Here is a 15500-nt window from a genome sequence, read left to right on the forward strand (position 1 = left end):
ATTGTTTGATTCGTTATTGATGCTTGATACGTTATTGATGGTAGGACGTAAACAGATGGAGTCTAAAGGTGAAAACTAAGCAAACACAGCCAGGTTTCACCTTGATTGAGATTCTCTTGGTGTTGGTACTACTGTCAGTAACGGCGGTTGCGGTGATCGCGACCATTCCTACCAATAGCAAAGATGTTGCTAAAAAATACGCTCAAAGCTTTTATCAGCGAGTTCAATTACTCAATGAAGAGGCTATTTTGAGTGGTTTGGATTTTGGCGTTCGTGTTGATGAAAAGAAATCGACCTATGTACTGATGGCGCTTAAGTCCGAAGGCTGGCAAGAAGTCGATTTTGAAAAAATCCCCTCTTTAACTGAACTACCGGAAGAACTCGCATTGTCACTGACCTTAGGTGGTGGCGCATGGGAAGACGATGATCGGTTGTTCAACCCAGGAAGCTTGTTTGATGAAGATATGTTTGCTGATCTTGAAGAGGAAAAAAAGCCTAAGCCACCACAGATCTACATCTTATCGAGTGCTGAAATGACACCATTTGTGCTGTCGTTTTATCCAAATACCGGAGACACCATACAAGATGGTTGGCGCATTCGAGTGTTGGATAATGGCGTTATTCGATTGCTTGAGCCAGGAGAAGAAGATGAAGAGGAATAACGGCTCTCCTTATCGTTCTCGTGGTATGACTCTTGGTTCTCGAGGAATGACCCTGCTTGAAGTATTAGTTGCGCTCGCTATTTTCGCAACGGCAGCGATCAGTGTTATTCGTGCCGTCACTCAGCACATTAATACCCTTAGCTATCTAGAAGAAAAAACCTTCGCAGCTATGGTAGTAGACAATCAAATGGCTCTCGTCATGCTGCATCCTGACAAGCTTAAAAAAGCGCAGGGCACACAAGAGTTGGCCGAGAGAGAGTGGTTTTGGAAGGTCACGCCAATCGATACTAGCGATGATTTATTAAAGGCGTTTGATGTGAGTGTGGCAACCAGTAAACAAGCTTCTCCAGTGGTCACGGTGCGCAGCTATGTGGTCAAGTAAAAGCGTGGCGTTAGCTAAGAGCAAGTCGCTAAGTAAGAGCATGTCCGCCAATAAGCGTGTGCCTCGTAAACAAGGACTATCTTCGAAAGGGAGAGGCTTTACCTTAATTGAGGTTTTGGTCTCGATCGCTATCTTTGCCACGTTAAGCATGGCGGCTTATCAGGTAGTAAATCAGGTTCAACGCAGCAACGAGCTTTCAATCGAGCGCAGTGCTCGTTTAAATCAACTGCAACGTAGCTTAGTCATTTTAGATAATGATTTTCGCCAGATGGCGGTGCGACAATTTCGTACCAACGGTGAAGAAGCATCATCTAAGCTGATCTTAATTAAAGAGTATTTACTGGATTCCGACAGCGTTGGCATCATGTTTACTCGCCTTGGCTGGCATAACCCACAGCAGCAGTTTCCTCGCGGAGAAGTCACCAAAGTGGGTTACCGCATTAAAGAAGAAACGCTTGAGCGTGTGTGGTGGCGCTACCCCGATACTCCTGCAGGACAAGAAGGTGTGATTACGCCTTTGCTTGATGATGTTGAAAGCTTGGAATTCGAGTTTTATGACGGAAGCCGCTGGGGGAAAGAGTGGCAAGCCGACAAATCGCTACCGAAAGCGGTAAGGTTAAAGCTAACCTTGAAAGATTATGGTGAGATAGAGCGTATTTATCTCACCCCTGGTGGCACGCTAGATCAGGCCGATGATTCTTCAAACAGTGACTCTTCAAGTAGTAATGAGGGGAATAATGACTCATCGAACTAATAAGTTTGCACTGACAAGGTCTGCCATGGGGCGCAAGCAGCGAGGTGTTGCGCTGATCATTATCCTGATGCTACTGGCGATAATGGCAACCATCGCAGGCAGTATGTCGGAACGCCTGTTTACTCAATTTAAGCGCGTGGGCAATCAACTGAATTACCAACAGGCTTACTGGTACAGCATTGGTGTCGAAGCGCTGGTGCAAGATGGCATTAGGCAAAGCTACAAAGACAGTGATACCGTCAACTTGAGTCAACCATGGGCGTTAGAAGAACAAGTATACCCGTTGGATTATGGTCAAGTTAAAGGCCGTATTGTTGATGCTCAGGCATGTTTTAATCTCAATGCGTTGGCTGGTGTGGCGACGACTTCAAGTAACCAAACACCTTATTTAATTACGGTTTGGCAAACCTTGTTGGAAAACCAAGATATTGAGCCTTATCAGGCCGAGGTTATCGCACATTCAAGCTGGGAATTTGTTGATAGTGATACCCGAACCACCTCTTCAGCAGGTGTCGAAGACAGTACTTATGAGGCGATGAAGCCATCTTATTTGGCAGCGAATGGCTTAATGGCCGATGAGTCCGAGCTACGCGCGGTTTATCAAGTCACGGGTGAGGTGATGAATAAGGTTCGCCCCTTTGTTTGTGCTTTGCCGAGCGACGATTTCCGTTTGAATGTGAATACTCTTACGGAAAAGCAGGCGCCGTTATTGGAAGCGATGTTTGCCCCCGGCTTAAGTGAATCGGATGCCAAACAGCTGATAGACAAACGCCCATTCGATGGTTGGGATACGGTGGATGCGTTTATGGCTGAACCTGCCATTGTGGGTGTGAGTGCCGAAGTTAGTAAAAAGGCGAAAGCATATTTAACTGTAGATAGCGCCTATTTTGAGCTTGATGCAGAGGTATTAGTTGAGCAGTCACGTGTACGTATACGGACGCTTTTCTATAGTAGTAATCGAGAAACAGTGACGGTAGTACGCCGTCGTTTTGGAGGAATCAGTGAGCGAGTTTCTGACCGTTCGACTGAGTAGCGAACCACAAAGCCCTGTGCAGTGGTTAGTTTGGTCGACAAGCCAACAAGAAGTGATAGCAAGTGGCGAACTGTCTAGCTGGGAGCAGCTTGATGAGTTAACGCCTTACGCTGAAAAGCGCAGCTGTATCGCTTTATTGCCGGGAAATGAATGCTTAATTAAGCGTGTTGAGATCCCGAAAGGTGCTGCTCGCCAGTTCGATTCTATGCTGCCGTTTTTATTAGAAGACGAAGTCGCACAAGATATCGAAGACTTACACCTGACTATTTTAGAGAAAGACGCAACGCACGCGACAGTGTGTGGTGTGGAACGTGATTGGCTTAAGCAGGCGCTGGATACTTTCCGCGAAGCGAACATTATCTTTCGTAAAGTATTGCCTGATACCTTAGCGTTGCCTTTAGAAGATCAGGGCATCAGTGCGCTGCAGATCGACCAACATTGGTTATTGCGTCAAAGCAACTATCAAGCAGTGTCGATCAATGAGGCGTGGCTAGCGATGTTCTTACAAAGCGATTGGGTTGCCTTAGATGACGAAGAGCAATCACCAACGATTTTTAGCTACACCGCACTGCCAAGTGATGACGTTCAACTGCAAAGTGGCATTGAGTGGCAAGCTAAACCTGCTGAACTGGTGATGTCTTTACTGAGCCAACAAGCCATTACAAGTGGCGTAAACTTACTGACGGGCACCTTTAAAACCAAATCTTCATTCAGTAAGTACTGGCGTGTATGGCAAAAAGTAGCGATCGCAGCTTGTTTGCTGGTGGCGGTGATCGTCACTCAGCAAGCCTTAAAGGTTCAGCAGTACGAAGCACAAGCCGAAGCGTACCGAACGGAGAGTGAGCGTATCTTTAGAGCGGTGCTGCCTGGTAAACAGCGTATTCCGACGGTCAGCTACCTTAAGCGCCAGATGAACGATGAAGCTAAGAAGTATGGTGGCTCGGGTGATGGTGATTCCTTACTTGGATGGCTAGCGTTACTGCCAGAAACTTTAGGACAAGTGAAAGCCATCGAAGTGAATAGTATTCGCTACGACGGCAACCGCTCAGAGGTGAGATTGGAAGCGAAAAGTACTGACTTCCAATATTTCGAGACTGCGCGAGTGAAACTTGAAGAGAAGTTTACCGTTGAGCAAGGGCCATTGAATCGTAATGGTGATGCCGTATTTGGTAGCTTTACCCTTAAACCCCGTCAATAAACTGCGTAAGGAGATCAGTGATGAGAAATATGATTGAGCCACTCCAAGCGTGGTGGACTTCAATAAGTCAAAGAGAGCAACGATTAGTGATTGGTTGCTCAATTTTATTGGTGGTCGGTGTCGTTTATTGGGGGCTAATCCAGCCACTCAGTCAGCGAGCTGAACTTGCGCAGAGCCGTATTCAAAGTGAGAAGCAACTTCTAGCTTGGGTAACCAATAAAGCCAATGAAGTGGTTGAGTTGCGAGGCAGTGGTGGCATCAGTGCGAGCCAGCCTCTGAATCAATCTGTACCAGCTTCTATGCGTCGCTTTAATATCGAGCTAATACGTGTGCAACCACGTGGCGAGATGCTGCAAGTCTGGGTGAAACCTGTGCCTTTTAATCAGTTCTTAGATTGGCTGACATACTTGAAAGAGAAGCAGGGTGTCGAAGTTGAGTTTATGGACATTGATCGCTCCGATAACCCAGGGGTTATTGAGGTCAACCGACTACAGTTTAAACGAGGTTAATGTGAAACGCGGTTTATCTTTGAAGTTAGGTTTACTTTTTGGCGGCATCTTTATTGTCTTTTTCTCGGTTAGTCTGTTGCTGCATCTACCGGCCTCTTTTGTACTCAAACATGCACCGGCTGTGCGTGGCTTGAATATTGAAGGTGTTGAAGGAACGGTTTGGCAGGGCAGCGCCAATAATATCGCCTGGCAGCGTGTTAATTACGGTTCAGTACAGTGGGACTTTCAGTTCTCTAAACTCTTCCAAGCCAAAGCTGAATTAGCGGTTCGTTTTGGTCGTAATAGCGACATGAACTTGTCAGGAAAAGGGCGTGTTGGGTACAGCATGAGTGGCGCGTATGCGGAAAACTTAGTCGCATCAATGCCCGCTGCTAACGTGATGAAATATGCTCCAGCCATTCCAGTCCCGGTTTCAATTGGTGGACAGGTTGAGCTGACGATCAAGCATGCGGTTCATGCTCAACCTTGGTGTCAGTCTGGTGAAGGTACTGTGGCTTGGTCTGGTGCTGCAGTCGATTCACCTGTTGGTTCGTTAGACCTTGGTCCTGTGATTGCGGACATAACCTGTGAAGACAGTACAATTGCAGCCAAAGGCGTTCAGAAGAGCACTCAAGTAGACAGTGAGTTCTCAGCGAGTCTAACATCTAACCAGCGCTACACATCTGCAGCGTGGTTTAAACCGGGTGTTGAATTCCCGCCAACGATGCAAAATCAGCTTAAATGGTTGGGCAACCCTGATAGCCAAGGTAAGTACCAGTTTACTTATCAAGGCCGTTTTTAGTGCTTTGTTAAAAAGTGAACGAGTAAGAGAAAGGGCGGTAGAATTAAATTCTATCGCCCTTTGGTTTATCAGGGGGGGGGACACTAGTCAGCGTAGTATTTACTTTCTAGCATTTTTTCTGCGTAGTTTTGCGTTGGCTGAGATGATTTCAGGACTTGGCTACTATAAGCTGCAGCAGGAGTAGTAGCGGAGTCAGGGTCAGTTGTTGACCATTGATTTATTGGAGTTAGGCTGAAACTTAGGTTGTCGCTTACTTCAATTTCAAATACATACCACCAACGTTCTGCATCTCCCTCTGGTGGAGTAAACACAGTGCGATTACCGTCTAAAATGATTTCTACTTTTGTCTCTCGGCGCTGAATATCGCCGGTTCCAGAGTACTTGTATACGCCATAACGATAAGTTCCAGGAACAGTAAAGTCAGGAATGGTCACAACTTCTGGGCCATAACTACTTGTATCATCAACATCTAAGAAAATATTATTGCCAGATTGATTGAAGTTCTTATTGCCATAGTAAACGTGGAATCGACCATCTTCACCATTTGGGCCATAGAAGTGTGTATCTAAGTCTCTAGGGTTTTGTCCCCAGGTTAGTTGGATCTTGGTTGTAGCATCATCAAGGGTTAAGCACTCATTCATGGTTTCATCACGTGAATCGGTGTGTATAGTTTCTGTGCGACTTTGATACTGGCTTTCTGCAGAGATCAGCACTGTACTATCTTGTCTAACCGGTATTCTAAAGTTACCTTGAGCATCACTATAGGCAGATGAGCGACCATTATAGTTAACACCTTCCGAACGAATCCTTGCATTGGCAATTGATTGATTTTCTTTGTCAACGACACAACCATCAACGTATACAGTTTCATAAATTCTATCTGCATTCCATGTTGTGAAGTGAGTAACTTCCCCAACATAGAATCCATCGTCTAAAGTAGCGGTACCGTCTTCTACCCAAATACCTTGTACTTCATCGTAATAGAAGAGTGGGATTGTGGCTGGTGGATTCGAACCTGACGCAGGGATTCTAACTTGTGCGGTTTTACCATCTGCTAATTGTAGCTCATTGCCTTCACTATCAGTAAAGGTTGCAGTGACCGCACCAAAAGATTCAATCAGAACTGTTTCTCCTGAAGGAATCTCAGTAACCATTTCGCCAGGCATCAAATCAATATCCAACGATGGATCGATTACGAATAGTTCGGAACTAATTTGTCCAGTTACGGCTTCCCCTTGCGCGTTCACGAAGCTCTGAGCTTCTACTGAAACAAGAGTTTCATTATCGACTTGTAGATCTGAAGCGACTTGACTATCGAAGTTAACATTTGCGTGAATTGTCGGTAGATACAAGTTTATTGCCGTACCGATATCTGAAAATTGCTTAGATTCTGAAGCTTCAGAAAAGCCTATAGCATCAGCCGATACAATAATTGCTTTATTGGTATCTAAATCAGTGTCTAATACCTTAATACTGTATTTACCTGATGCGTTAGAATTTCCTTCGGCTAAAACAGCTCCATCATTCGAAATTTTGACGACGCTATCTTCAATCGCTGTATTCTCATAATAGCTAGAGACTTCACCTTGTACCGTGTAGTAGAACAATTCAGAGAGTTTGAAAGTGTTTTGCGCAATTACGGCGCCATCTTCTAAGCCATCTTGAACCTTCAAAACGATGTCGTCGTGAATGATTGAGGCAAGAACAGAAGAAGATATCGTCAGTTCTCCGGTCTCTGAAACAGACAGCCCATTAGGCGCGTTGGTCAAAGAGAACTGAATATCAGAACCATTGTTTTCATCGTCTGGATCGGTGACTTGAACTTGAAAAGATAGTGATTCACCAGCTTCTACACTTAAGCTAGCAAAAGACTCTATTTGTACAGGGTCGTTGACTGCTGAAATTATTACAATGCCACTATTACTGATAGTAAATTCTTCATCTGAAACACTAAAAGATAAGTTCGCATCGCCATTGTAATCTTGCAATGCTGTAAGAGTAATCGAGTCACTGTTTTCTGTAATAGTTATGGCTGGGTTATCAATTGATAAGTTTGTAATTGTTAAAATACTAGAGTCGACATCTGTCACATTACTTAGAAGAGTTGCATGAGAAATAGTAAGAGCAACATCTTCATTAGTATTAAGCTGTAATGGTGTCTCTGCTACCGGAGTGTCGTTGACAGGCGTTACAGTTATTGAAAATGTTTGAGTGTCAGATAGGTTTGTATCACTTGAAGCGACGGCCTTAACGGTGATCTCACCAGATGTAAGGATACCTTCTAGTGGTATCCATGTGAGCAAACCATCACTGCTTAAAGTCATACCAGTAGGTATATTGGTTGCAGAGTAGGCCACGGGTTCTGAATGGTTTGTTGATAGTTGATATTGGTATTGAATGTCTTCTGTGGCGGTTGTACTTGCCGTAGAGTTGATTTCAAATGATGAGCTTGGTGGTGTTTGTGGGCTATTATCTGAACTGTCGCTACCGCATCCTGATAGAATTAGAGCGATGGTACTAGCTAGCAAACTAAGACGTTTCATGGAGTATCCATTCCTATTTATTATTAAGTTGCTTTTTATAGGTAAGAATGGAACTAACATCAAATCATTTGTATAGAAAATAGTTGCCCATTGAACTTTATTCACATTTTATATTTTAAAGTTAGGGTGAGGTCTCAATGTTATGTAATTGATAAAACTAATCTTTACCCTGAAGTATTTCTGCCCACGGTAAATCTGCATCACCGAGTACAATGAAGTTCGGGTTTTCTAGCGTTTCTCTTTCATTGTACGAAAGCGGCTCTAGCTGAGTACTTAAGATACGTCCGCCAGCTTCTTCAACAATGCACTGCGTTGCGGCTGTATCCCATTCTCCGGTTGGTCCAAGGCGCAGATAACAATCCACAGCCCCTTCTGCGACTAAACATGCCTTAAGCGCTGCTGAGCCTAGAGGAACCAAATCATAATTCCATGCTGAGCTCATACGGCTAGTGATGCGATTGATGTCTTGGCGACGGCTGATCGCCATGGCGATTGACTGGTTTGGCAGCTCGTGACGGTGCGTTTTGATTTTCACGCTGTCATTAAGGTCTGGGATCTTCCAAGCACCTTTGCCACTGTAAGCGTAATAGCTCACACCAGAAACGGGTGCGTATACCACCCCCATTACTGGCTTGTTATGCTCGATTAGGGCGATAATTGTCGCGAAATCACCACTTCGTGCGATGAACTCCTGGGTGCCGTCCAGTGGGTCAACTAACCAGTAGCGATCCCATTGAGAGCGTTGCTCTAGGCTGATGTCGGCGTCTTCTTCGGATAATACGGGAATATCAGGCGTCAATTCACTGAGTTTTTTTAATATCAGCTTATGTGCTGCAAGATCGGCACTGGTTACTGGAGTGTCATCACTCTTAATGAACTCTTCGTAATCCTTTTTCTCGTAGATCTCTAAGATGAGTTGACCAGCAGAGCGAGCAATCTCAATGACAGAGGGTAGGAGGTGAGACAAATCTTTTGTTATTGGCATAAATGTTCTCTTACTCTTAGAGCGAGCCTGAATGTTCTAGTTATTGTTTAATACACGAAGGCTTAAAAGCAGGGCTGTAATACTCCGAGCCTCACAGAAATCGAGATGTGTTAACAGTTCTTCGGCTTGAGCAAGTGGCCAGCGCACAATATCGAGAGGCTCTGGCTCATCACCTTCTAGCTTTTCTGGGTAGAGGTCTTCTGCAATAAACAGCGTCATTTTGCTAGAGAAGTAAGAGGGTGCAAGGATCACTTCCTTCAGCGGAGTAAGCTTGTTGGCACCGAAGCCTATCTCTTCTTTGAGTTCGCGAACGGCGGCTTCGTTTGGCTGCTCACCTGGATCAATCAGCCCTTTTGGAAAGCCAAGTTCGTAGCGTTCAGTTCCCGCTGCATATTCACGTACTAATAGAATATCGCCTTGCTCAGTAATAGGAACCATCATCACTGCGTTGCGCCCGCTGGGCTTCATGCGTTCGTAAGTGCGCTCTTCGCCGTTTGAAAAGCGTAAGTCGAGAGACTCGATAGAGAATAGTCTTGATTGAGCGACAGTTTGTTTAGCCAAAATCTCTGGCTTGGTCCTTTTCGTCATTGCGCTCGCTCCTTAGCTCATTGGAATTCTTTCTTATAAAGTCATTCTAATATAGGGGAAATGACCTTGAGTTCCTAGATCCGAGTTTTCATATCCGAAAATTATTGAAGCAGGAATCGATTACGATCACTTGAATACCTTACTCAAGATGGTAACGAGGTGAAAATATGGTTGTATAGCAAAAGAGTATAGAGAGAACGCGATAGTCCTAACTTGCTTATCCACATAACAAAAAAGGTTGATGCTTGCGCATCAACCTTTCAAATAACAACTAACACTAAATCAGTGATTAGTAGTAAGAGTGCTCACCACGATCGTGCTCAGTTGCATCACGAACAGCAGTCAGTTCACCTTCAAACTGTTGAAGAAGTTCTTTCTCGATGCCTTCTTTTAGCGTTACATCAACCATAGAACAACCGTTACAACCACCACCGAATGCTACAATAGCTGCGCCGTCTTCAGTGATTTCTACCAAGCTAACGTGACCGCCGTGACCAGCAAGTTGTGGGTTAACTTGTGTTTGAATTGCGTATTCAACACGTTCTAGAAGTGGTGCATCGTCTGCGACTTTACGCATCTTAGCGTTTGGTGCTTTAAGCGTTAGCTGAGAGCCCATTTTGTCAGTAACGAAGTCAATTTCAGCTTCATCTAGGAACGGTAGGCTTAGCTCATCTACGTATGCAGAGAAAGCTTCGAATTTAAGCTCTGTGTCAGACGCTTCGATAGCATCTGTTGGGCAGTAAGAAACACCACACTCAGCGTTTTGTGTGCCTGGGTTTACCACGAACACACGAATGTTTGTACCTTCAGGCTGCTGTGACAGCAGATTGGCAAAGTGAGTTTGAGCTGTTTCTGTAATAGTAATATTTGACACGACGAATACCTGAGTAGATTTGTAGGTTATTAGCGCCATTCTACTCCTGTCAGATTTGTAATTCAGCCCTTTTTTGTTGGATTGCTGTACAAGTAGTGATTCACAGCTTTTATCCAGAGGGCTCAGGAGTGCGGCAGATGCAGTAAATATCAATCCTTTTAACGTCCACTTCAAGTAGTAATTGGCATAATTGATACACAGTACTGCCGGTGGTTACAACATCATCAATTATCGCGACGTGAGAGGGGATAGTTCCTTGAACGTCTTGTTTTCGCAGCGCAAAAGCGCTCTTTAGATTGTGTAATCGTACGGATTTAGTCAGCCCCTGCTGGGAAGCCGTTGAGCGAATTCGACGAAAGAGCACATCACTTTCAACGCCAAGCTCTTGAGCCGTGTAGTCGGCTAGCAGCTTACTTTGATTAAAGCCGCGATGAGTATATCGACGCCAATGCAGCGGCACGCTGGTGATCAGCGGAGCAGGATATTCGATACGTGATGCCAATAGCTTAGATAGATCACGTGCAAACCAAAACTTATCAGCGTACTTCATTTGCTGAATGTAACCTGCTGTAGGGAAGGTGTAATCGCCGACACAGTAGAGGCGATGCCAAGGTGGAGGTTGAGATAAGCACTGTCCGCACTGTCCGCACTGCTCTACTGTGAGCAGTGTTTTTAAACCACATCGTTGGCAGCGTGGTACTGGCTGAAAGAGTTTGAGACAAGAATTGCACCATCGAGGATGTGTATCACTGGGCAGTTTATCAAGTTTGCACAGGTGGCATTGAGGTGTGACCAGACGTGGTGTGTGTTTTTGTAGCCAATCGGATAACATAGCTCGTGATGCTTTTGGGTTATGGTGTTCCTTTTGCTCACCATACTGAAAAGCGCGGATTATCGCTGATGGAAAAAGTAGGGAATATTGAGAATGAGTGACGCGTTATATTGGCATGTTTCTGGGCAAGGGCCTGATTTAGTACTGGTTCACGGCTGGGGAATGAACGGTGCGGTATGGCAACAAACCGTTAATGCATTACAAGCTGATTTTCGAGTGCATGTTGTCGATTTACCAGGGTATGGACACAGCGCGCACTGCCACGCTCAAGATCTTGAAGAGATTGCTCAGCAGCTTTTGGCCGAAGCACCAAAGCAAGCGATTTGGGTGGGTTGGTCACTTGGAGGCTTGGTCGCAACGCACATGGCTCTCCATCACTCAGATTACGTGAGCAAGCTGGTGACTGTCGCCAGTTCTCCCAAATTCGCCGCTGCAAAAGAGCCCGTGTTATGGCGAGGCATTCAGCCCAACGTATTAAGCGCATTCACCGAGCAACTGGTTGAAGATTTCCAAACCACCATCGAACGCTTTATGGCATTGCAAGCCATGGGCAGCCCTTCAGCAAGGCAAGATGTAAAACAACTCAAGCAAGCGGTGCTGTCTCGCCCGTTGCCGAACCCTGACTCATTATTGGCAGGATTAAAGATGCTGTCGGATGTCGATCTGCGTGAACAACTGCCTGAGATTTCAGTACCAATGCTACGCTTGTATGGTCGATTAGATGGATTGGTGCCAATCAAGGTTGCGAAAGACTTAGGCACAGCCTTGCCTCATACCGAGCAATACATATTTACCCAGTCTTCGCATGCACCGTTTATGACCGAAGCGGATGCCTTTTGCAGTGAGCTTGTCAGCTTCGCACAAAAATAATTGCTAAATATATATCCGGCTTGGTCGATATATAAGCTAATACCAATCACAGTAAGTAAGTGTTCAAAAATAGCGTAGGTAAAAGGCTTGAGAACAAGGCAGCTTTTTTTTGACAAGTAGTTTCGATAAGTAGTTATTCTACAATCAAAAAATCTAACGCCGTTATCGAGCATTTTAACAAGCTAGGATGATCAGTTATTTACTACGATTGGTATAACACCAACGTGTTGCATGATACTCAGACCTAACTCTCTCCAGAGCTGATTGCGCTAAGTTGGGCTATGCCTGTTGTGCGTTCTCGGTACAACAGTGCTATGGCAATAGTGATGGGCGATTCTTGAGGAGAGTTCGCGATGATTGTGTCACCTGCAACTGCAGTGAGTGTGCCACTAATCGCCCCGTCCGTTAATGTGCAAACAGAGCAAGTTGCGCGTGATAATAGAGTCCGAGAGCCTGTTGCTCCCGCAGTAGCATTGGCGAGAACCAATGCAGAGCGTAAGGTAAAATCAGACGATAAACGAAGGCAGCAGTCGGCTTGGGATCCTTCAGACCATCCAGGTTATGAAATGGAGAACGAGTCAGAGGCCAATTCGGTTAGCCAAGAAGAGCCACAAGACCCTTTTGATAGGCTGTTCAGCTTATTGGCACTGAAAACATACAGTGCTGATCAAGGCAAAGGTTATACTATGCGTTTCCGCCTGCCAAAGCATGTTTTAGATGCGGCGATTCAGGAAGGACAGATGGAGAAACGACGTAAGGTCATAAAGTATCATTATGGTCATGCTGTTGCGCCTCATGCTCCATCAGAGATGTTGGTCGTATTATAATTATACTCTTCATACTTGAAGCTGCAGCGTTGTTAACTGCGTAAGTTCACCCTAATCACATAGAACCCCTATGCTCATAGGGCTGAACTTCATTCCTTTGTAGGGAAAAGGTTGCCTAGCTGCAACTCCAATTATTTTGAGTATAAACACGAAGAATACAACCAAGCTTCGATGTCTTTTTTGAACACATAATAAAAAACCTGCATACCCTAAGGGATGCAGGTTTTCTGTTTTAAGCACATCAGCTTTTTAGATGAGCTAATGGATTACTTTTTCGCTTTAGCAAAAGCGGCAGCGAATGCACCACCCATCGCGGCATTTTGTTGTGGCTCTTCACGACGGCGTTGGCCACCTTGTGAATTTTGATGCGAGCGGTTTTGTGTGCGAGGTGCACTTGAACGTTGAGCACGGTTGTCTTGTCCAGGCTCGTCCTTCATACGCATGCTCAGTGCAATACGTTTACGCTGAACATCCACTTCCATCACCTTCACTTTCACGATGTCGCCCGCTTTAACCACTTCACGTGGGTCAGAGACAAAGCGATCGGTGAGTGCTGAAATATGAACTAAGCCATCTTGGTGAACACCAATATCAACGAAGGCACCAAAGTTAGCCACGTTCGATACCACACCTTCTAGAATCATGCCTGGTTCTAGGTCTGAAACGCTGTTTACGCCATCTGCGAAGGTTGCAGTCTTGAACTCAGGGCGAGGGTCGCGTCCCGGCTTATCCAGCTCCTTGATGATGTCGGTGACCGTTGGAACACCAAAGTTTTCATTGGTGTAATCAACCGCGTGCAAACCACGTAAGAAGTCGGTGTTACCCACCAGAGATTTGATGTCTTTGTGGTTTTTCTCGGCAATGGTTTTCACTACTGGGTAAGCTTCTGGGTGAACCGATGATGCATCTAACGGGTTCTTACCATCCATAATACGTAGGAAACCAGCACACTGTTCAAAGGCTTTTGGCCCTAAGCGAGCGACTTTCTTTAGCGTAGTACGTGCTTCGAAGCGACCATTCTCATCACGGAAATCCACGATGTTCTGAGCGATGGTGCTAGAAAGGCCGGCTACGCGAGTAAGTAGCGCGGCAGACGCTGTATTCACATCAACGCCTACGGCGTTTACACAGTCTTCGACAATCGCATCTAGGCGCTTAGCGAGCATAGTTTGGCTCACATCGTGTTGGTATTGGCCCACACCGATCGATTTAGGGTCAATCTTCACTAGCTCTGCCAGTGGATCTTGCAGACGACGAGCAATAGACACCGCACCACGGATTGATACATCCATGTTCGGGAACTCTTTTGCAGCTAGTTCAGACGCGGAATACACCGATGCGCCCGCTTCGCTAACAATGATCTTTTGCGCTTTTAGGTTGCCGCGTTTAATTACGTCAGCCACAAAGCTGTCGGTTTCGCGTGAAGCCGTACCGTTACCAATCGCAATCAAATCAACATTGAATTGACGAACCATCTGCTCAACCACGTGTGCCGATTTGTCGTATTGCTTTTGAGGTGGGTGAGGGTAAATAGTTTCTGTTGCCAAAACCTTACCGGTTGAATCCACGACAGCGATTTTCGAACCGGTACGTAAACCTGGGTCCAAGCCTAAGGTTGCTCGAGGACCAGCTGGCGCTGCCATGAGTAGGTCTTTTAGGTTGGTTGCGAATACTTCAATCGCTTCGATCTCTGCACGCTCTTTCATTGCGCCCATCAATTCAGTTTCCATGTGCATAGAAACCTTGATGCGCCATGCCCAGCTAATCACTTGCTTACGCCAAGCATCCGCAGGTGCGCTGCTTAGGGTAATGCCGTAGTGATCAGAGATGATGTTTTCGCAGTATGAACCACGTACACCTTCTTCTTGCTCTGGGTCTGCGTTCATTGCCAGTGTTAAGAAGCCTTCATTACGGCCTCGTAGCATTGCAAGAGCACGATGTGACGGTACTTTGCTGAGTGTTTCGTTGTGCTCGAAGTAGTCTTTGAACTTCTCGCCTTCTTGCTCTTTATCTGTCACTACACGAGCGACTAGCTCTGCGTTGCGTGTTAGGTGTTGGCGAATCTTTTCTAGTAGGTTTGCGTCTTCCGCAATGCGTTCCATGATGATCGCACGAGCACCATCGAGAGCAGCTTTGGTATCGGCAATGCCTTTATCGTTGCTGATGAAGTTCGCCGCTTCCGTTTCTGGATCGTGCTGCGGTTCATTCCACAGTGTGTCGGCAAGTGGTTCTAAGCCCGCTTCAATCGCGATCTGGCCTTTAGTGCGACGCTTTGGTTTGTAAGGTAGGTATAAATCTTCTAGACGAGTCTTGCTGTCGGCTTGAGTGATATCACGCTCGAGTTCTGGCGTGAGTTTACCTTGGTCTTGAATCGACTTAAGAATCGTTTGGCGACGATCATCAAGCTCACGAAGGTAAGAAAGGCGACTATCAAGGTTACGTAATTGGGTATCGTCTAAGCCACCCGTGACTTCTTTACGGTAGCGGGCAATAAAGGGAACAGTGTTACCGTCGTCAATTAGGTTGACTGCGGCGATGACTTGCTCTGAACGAACATTCAGTTCTTCAGCAATCAGTCGACAGATAGCTTGGCTCATCCGATGAATCTCTTATTTAATATCGTGACAAATACATGGGGGTGAGCGTACGCTTTTTCTAGCTA

General features: G+C 45.7%; 15 protein-coding genes. 9 read left to right on the top strand and 6 right to left on the bottom strand.

Annotated features, from left to right (window positions below; all coding sequences use genetic code 11):
- The first annotated feature begins 68 nt into the window (after positions 1–68).
- From gspH to AB4161_RS06695, 7 genes are read left to right on the top strand one after another with little or no spacing between them, the layout of a single operon-like run.
- Positions 69–662, top strand: coding sequence for a type II secretion system minor pseudopilin GspH (gene gspH / locus AB4161_RS06665; RefSeq protein ID WP_017062484.1), 594 nt, complete (start codon positions 69–71; stop codon positions 660–662).
- Positions 649–1044, top strand: coding sequence for a type II secretion system minor pseudopilin GspI (gene gspI, locus AB4161_RS06670; RefSeq protein WP_372083053.1), 396 nt, complete (start codon positions 649–651; stop codon positions 1042–1044). The genes gspH and gspI overlap by 14 nt, the downstream gene beginning before the upstream one ends.
- A complete protein-coding gene (gene gspJ, locus AB4161_RS06675) occupies positions 1031–1798 on the top strand; it encodes a type II secretion system minor pseudopilin GspJ (RefSeq protein ID WP_065585035.1) in 768 nt (255 codons plus the stop codon). Before gspI ends, gspJ begins: the two co-directional genes overlap by 14 nt.
- Positions 1782–2831 carry a type II secretion system minor pseudopilin GspK gene (gene gspK / locus AB4161_RS06680; RefSeq protein WP_372083054.1) on the top strand — a complete coding sequence of 350 codons (1050 nt, stop codon included), beginning with the start codon at positions 1782–1784 and terminating at the stop codon, positions 2829–2831. Before gspJ ends, gspK begins: the two co-directional genes overlap by 17 nt.
- Positions 2800–4029: a type II secretion system protein GspL gene (gene gspL / locus AB4161_RS06685; protein WP_372083055.1), complete on the top strand. Its 1230-nt coding sequence runs from the start codon at positions 2800–2802 to the stop codon at positions 4027–4029. The genes gspK and gspL overlap by 32 nt, the downstream gene beginning before the upstream one ends.
- A gap of 20 nt (positions 4030–4049) precedes the next feature.
- Entirely contained in the window at positions 4050–4538 is a 489-nt protein-coding gene (locus tag AB4161_RS06690; RefSeq protein ID WP_017070117.1) for a type II secretion system protein M, read from the top strand.
- A 1-nt stretch (position 4539) separates the two neighbouring features.
- A complete protein-coding gene (locus AB4161_RS06695; RefSeq protein WP_017062478.1) occupies positions 4540–5319 on the top strand; it encodes a type II secretion system protein N in 780 nt (259 codons plus the stop codon).
- An 83-nt stretch (positions 5320–5402) separates the two neighbouring features.
- Here AB4161_RS06695 and AB4161_RS06700 read toward each other — a convergent pair whose 3' ends face one another.
- The 5 genes from AB4161_RS06700 to AB4161_RS06720 all read right to left on the bottom strand — a co-directional run bounded on the left by AB4161_RS06700 (position 5403) and on the right by AB4161_RS06720 (position 11141).
- The gene (locus tag AB4161_RS06700; RefSeq protein WP_372083056.1) at positions 5403–7862 is read right to left on the bottom strand and encodes a cadherin-like domain-containing protein; all 2460 of its coding nucleotides are present in this window, start codon (positions 7860–7862) and stop codon (positions 5403–5405) included.
- Positions 7863–8019: 157 nt separating this feature from the next.
- Positions 8020–8847 (bottom strand): 3'(2'),5'-bisphosphate nucleotidase CysQ, encoded by an 828-nt coding sequence (cysQ, locus tag AB4161_RS06705; RefSeq protein WP_059021843.1) that lies wholly within the window; start codon positions 8845–8847, stop codon positions 8020–8022.
- A 36-nt stretch (positions 8848–8883) separates the two neighbouring features.
- Complete coding sequence (gene nudE, locus AB4161_RS06710; protein ID WP_017062476.1) at positions 8884–9435, bottom strand: ADP compounds hydrolase NudE; 552 nt, start codon at positions 9433–9435, stop codon at positions 8884–8886.
- Between the two features lie 289 nt (positions 9436–9724).
- On the bottom strand, positions 9725–10309 hold the full coding sequence (gene nfuA / locus AB4161_RS06715; RefSeq protein WP_004741449.1) for a Fe-S biogenesis protein NfuA: 585 nt from the start codon (positions 10307–10309) through the stop codon (positions 9725–9727).
- 109 nt (positions 10310–10418) lie between these two features.
- The gene (locus tag AB4161_RS06720; RefSeq protein WP_372083057.1) at positions 10419–11141 is read right to left on the bottom strand and encodes a ComF family protein; all 723 of its coding nucleotides are present in this window, start codon (positions 11139–11141) and stop codon (positions 10419–10421) included.
- Between the two features lie 93 nt (positions 11142–11234).
- Between AB4161_RS06720 and bioH the strand changes: the two genes are divergently transcribed.
- On the top strand, positions 11235–12011 hold the full coding sequence (gene bioH, locus AB4161_RS06725) for a pimeloyl-ACP methyl ester esterase BioH (RefSeq protein WP_017063077.1): 777 nt from the start codon (positions 11235–11237) through the stop codon (positions 12009–12011).
- A gap of 353 nt (positions 12012–12364) precedes the next feature.
- Positions 12365–12838: a hypothetical protein gene (locus tag AB4161_RS06730; protein WP_017063078.1), complete on the top strand. Its 474-nt coding sequence runs from the start codon at positions 12365–12367 to the stop codon at positions 12836–12838.
- A gap of 266 nt (positions 12839–13104) precedes the next feature.
- Here AB4161_RS06730 and AB4161_RS06735 read toward each other — a convergent pair whose 3' ends face one another.
- The gene (locus AB4161_RS06735; protein WP_372074878.1) at positions 13105–15435 is read right to left on the bottom strand and encodes a Tex family protein; all 2331 of its coding nucleotides are present in this window, start codon (positions 15433–15435) and stop codon (positions 13105–13107) included.
- Positions 15436–15500: the final 65 nt, after the last annotated feature.

Source organism: Vibrio sp. 10N.286.51.E5, assembly GCF_041469125.1.
In the GTDB taxonomy this organism is placed as follows: Bacteria; Pseudomonadota; Gammaproteobacteria; order Enterobacterales; family Vibrionaceae; genus Vibrio; species Vibrio crassostreae_C.